Source organism: Kitasatospora sp. NPDC001175, from assembly GCF_053598215.1.
This window is the reverse complement of the sequence record NZ_JBSFJU010000177.1, coordinates 1-3,429: the sequence shown is the minus strand read 5'-3', so window position 1 is coordinate 3,429 and position 3,429 is coordinate 1. Positions and strand designations below refer to the sequence as shown.

The 3,429-nt window shown below is 68.6% G+C and carries 4 protein-coding genes and 1 pseudogene; 3 read left to right on the top strand and 2 right to left on the bottom strand.

Features of this window, described 5'->3' with window-relative positions; translation table 11 throughout:
- Positions 1 to 339: 339 nt before the first annotated feature.
- Positions 340 to 687 carry a hypothetical protein gene (locus ACWDAK_RS40825; RefSeq protein ID WP_427395975.1) on the bottom strand — a complete coding sequence of 116 codons (348 nt, stop codon included), beginning with the start codon at positions 685 to 687 and terminating at the stop codon, positions 340 to 342.
- A gap of 276 nt (positions 688 to 963) precedes the next feature.
- Here ACWDAK_RS40825 and ACWDAK_RS40820 point away from each other — a divergent pair, with 276 nt between their 5' ends.
- From ACWDAK_RS40820 to ACWDAK_RS40810, 3 genes are all read left to right on the top strand, one after another.
- On the top strand, positions 964 to 2,091 hold the full coding sequence (locus ACWDAK_RS40820) for a Vgb family protein (RefSeq protein WP_427395976.1): 1,128 nt from the start codon (positions 964 to 966) through the stop codon (positions 2,089 to 2,091).
- 248 nt (positions 2,092 to 2,339) lie between these two features.
- Positions 2,340 to 2,696, top strand: a complete 357-nt coding sequence (locus ACWDAK_RS40815; RefSeq protein WP_344641396.1) for a hypothetical protein — start codon at positions 2,340 to 2,342, stop codon at positions 2,694 to 2,696.
- A gap of 63 nt (positions 2,697 to 2,759) precedes the next feature.
- Positions 2,760 to 3,104 carry a hypothetical protein gene (locus ACWDAK_RS40810; RefSeq protein ID WP_427395977.1) on the top strand — a complete coding sequence of 115 codons (345 nt, stop codon included), beginning with the start codon at positions 2,760 to 2,762 and terminating at the stop codon, positions 3,102 to 3,104.
- A gap of 14 nt (positions 3,105 to 3,118) precedes the next feature.
- Here ACWDAK_RS40810 and ACWDAK_RS40805 read toward each other — a convergent pair.
- A pseudogene (locus ACWDAK_RS40805) lies at positions 3,119 to 3,304 on the bottom strand (IS5/IS1182 family transposase); the annotation flags it as partial.
- Positions 3,305 to 3,429 lie beyond the last annotated feature (125 nt).

The following is a 3,429-nucleotide window of genomic DNA, read 5'->3' as shown; positions in this document are numbered from 1 at the left end:
TCGGGGAGGTGTTCGCCGGGTTCGTCGACCAGGAGGAGGCGGTTGATGGGGATGCCGTGGCCGATGGCTGCGGCCAGCCCGAGGTCGGGCAGGTTCATGGCCGCGGACCAGGTTGCGGGCGTGGCATCCGCCGGGCCTGCCGCGAGGGCCAGGAGCAGCGACAGGTCGGTGGTCTCGGTGACGGTGCCGCGGGCCAGGCCGCCGTGCGGGAGCAGTGGGGCGAGGAGGGGGTGGACGGGGATGGTGGCGGCTTCGGCCTGGCGGGCCCGGGTCGCAGGGGAGGTCTGTTCGAGGAGCTCGGAGAGAGCGCTTGGCGACGGCGGGGGCGGGGGGCGGTGGTCATGGCGTTCCCTCGAACACTGTGGTGGCGCCTGCCGAGACGGCGGCGGCGGCCGAGGGCTGTGGGATGGGGCAGATCGTGGCGGGGTCGTAGAGGAAACAGCCCCACCGCTGCTCGCGCTGGTCGTCTTCGCCCCAGCGGACGTGGGCGACCCAGACAGCGCTGTTGGGCGGCCTGCGCCAGACCGTGAGGATCCCCGACCGCCAGGCACCTGCGATGCGGATCCACACGAGTTTCCAGTCCCGTACGTCCCGGGACATGCCCGGCAGCGTCATCAGCTCGCGCGGGGCACGCTCCGCATCCCCCAGCGCCGGGGCTGGCTGGCGGGGGTGGGTGACCCGTCCCAACGAAGTTTGATCGTTCTCATCGAAGTTTGATCATCCTGTCCTCTGATTTCTTCGGGATGGATGGGCAGTACGTTCTCGGTGGGTTTGGACCCGGGACTTCAGCGGATTGGGACAGCACATGTGATGGTGTGTGACATACCGCTTTCGGAGCAATCGAGGTGGTGCGGGCCGTTCGGCCGTCACGCTGTGCTTGTTGATCACGGCTCGGGGCAGGGAGACCGCCGGTGCACGGGCTCGGCGCTCCGGCTCCCGCCGCGTCCGTCGGAAAGGGGTCTCATGTCCCACCGTCCCGGCCGCCTCAGGCGGCTCTACCGCGCGCTCGTCGTCCTGACCCTGACGGCCGCTGTCGCAGCGCCCGGCACCGTCGCCTTCGGTGACTCCCAGCGCCGCCCCCCGGGATCCCTGCGCCCGTGGGTGAAGTCCTGCGTCCGGCACCGGGGGCCGGCGGGGCTCATCGCCTGCCTCCGGGGAAAACACCCCCACCCGGGGGCGGCACAGACCCGCCCGACCCCCACCATCAGCGAACTGGCGACACCCACTGCCGATGCGGAGCCGGTCGGCATCACCGCGGGGCCGGACGACGCCCTGTGGTTCACCGAGAACGAGAACGGGGCGGACGCGATCGGGCGCGTCACGACGAGCGGCACGTTCACCGAGTTCTCCGTGCCCACCACCAACGCGGGGCCCGCCGAGATCGTCACCGGGCCGGACGGCAACCTGTGGTTCACCGAGTCGAACGTCGACAAGATCGGCCGCATCACCACCGGCGGCACGGTCACCGAATACGCCCTCCCGACCTTCGGCGCCTACCCCTGGGGCATCACCGTCGGGCCGGACGGCAACCTCTGGTTCGCGGAGCCGGGCACCGACAGCATCGGCCGGATCACCACCGGCGGCACGGTCACCGAATACGCCCTCCCGACGACCGGCGCCTTCCCACTGAGCATCACCGCCGGGCCGGACGGCAACCTCTGGTTCACCGAAGTCCTGTCCGGAAGCATCGGCCGGATCACCACCGGCGGCACGATCACCGAGAACGCTGTTCCCTCACTGTTCTCCCTGCCCATCGGCATCACCGCAGGGCCCGACGGCAACCTCTGGTTCACCGACGCCGGAGCAACGCAGATCGGACAGGTCACCACCGCGGGCGTGTTCACCGGCTACGACCTCACGGACACCGTCTTCTTCCCGTTCCCCTGGGGCATCACCACCGGACCGGACGGCAACCTCTGGTTCACCGAGAACGCCAGCAACGACATCGGCCAGATCACGACCTCGGGCACGATCACCGAACTGTCGGTCCCGACCACCGATTCGAGCCCGCTGGACATCACCACCGGATCCGACGGCAACCTCTGGTTCACCGAGAACGTCCCGAGCCAGATCGGAACGGTAACGCCCTGACAGAGCCAGCGGTGTGAACAGCCAGCCGACCGGAACACCCCGCCTCCCGCCGTCGGGCGGGAGGCGGGGCCGTGCGCCGGGCAGCAACCGATCGATCGGTGCAGGCGCCGCACTTCGGTGCCACCGACTTCCGACACGCCAACCTTCCAGGTGCTCTCGGTTCTCGCCGACATCTCGGGCGTCCGGCACCGGGAGGTGCCGGACGCCTCTTTGTCCGTGTGTGGAGGTGTGCTGGCGCTGATGGTCGCGTGTTCCAGCGTCAGGTCGTGATGTCAGACGCTGAGGGGTTCCCGGTGGTTGGTGGCGCGTTGGGCGGCCCGCCAGGCGGAGAACTCGCGGCTTCGGCTGACTGCTTCTTGGACAGCTTCGATGAATGGGATGAAGTGCTGGCCGGGGATGATCTTGTGCATGGTGACGATCGTGATCCAGGCCAGGTTGATGACGTCAGAAAGGTTGGGGCCCGAGTCGGGGACTTGCCTGCGTTCGAGGCCCTCATCGAAGTAGTCCTGGAATTCGCGTCGGCCGCATGGCCGGTCGGGGGCGTAGAGCTTGCGGTGCCCGTCGATGGCTGCGTCGAGAACGGCATCGAGGACGGCATCCTGTGAGGCATCGGTGAGGCCGTGGACTAGGTTCTGTCCGGCGGATCAAGGCGTCATAGGCTCCAGGGCATGCACAGCACCCTGACGGAGCACGCCCGATGCCTTTACGGCGACGAGTACCGACCCAGGCCGGCCTGCGACCAGCCTCACCACGAGCACCACTTCGTCGAGGAACTGACTTTCGCCCGAGCGGACTCGATCCTGGCCATGCTGCATGAGCTGTGCCCGCCCCCGGTCAGCGGCTACCTACCAGTCTGGGTGCGCAACCTGGCGTACCGGTTGGTGCTCCTGCAACGGCCGGACGAGCCGGCGCTGATGCGGGAGGCCGCCCTGAGCCTTGAGCTGTTCGGACCGGACTGGGACAGCATCGCGGCAGACCTGAGGCAGCGGGCCGACGAGCTGGAAGCCGGCTGAGGCGGAAAATCTGATCACGGCCTGATCCAGAGGCGGATCGAGGCCACGGTGAGCGTGCCGCGGAAGACGTAAGCGCGATTGTCGTAGCGCGTGGGTGCGGCACGGGAATGCTTCAGGCGGTTGATTGTGCGCTCGACCTCGTTCCGGCACTTGTACATCTCCTTGTCGAAGCCAGCGGGCCCGCCTCCTCGACTGCCGCGGCTGGGCTGTCGCCCCACTGCCCTTTCGCGACTAGCCTCCGCCTTTCAGTTGGGTTCGCCTGAACCGGGTCAATGGCGTTGGTGACGCGTCGTGGCCGTGTGCGGGTGTGGGGGCATGCCGAAGG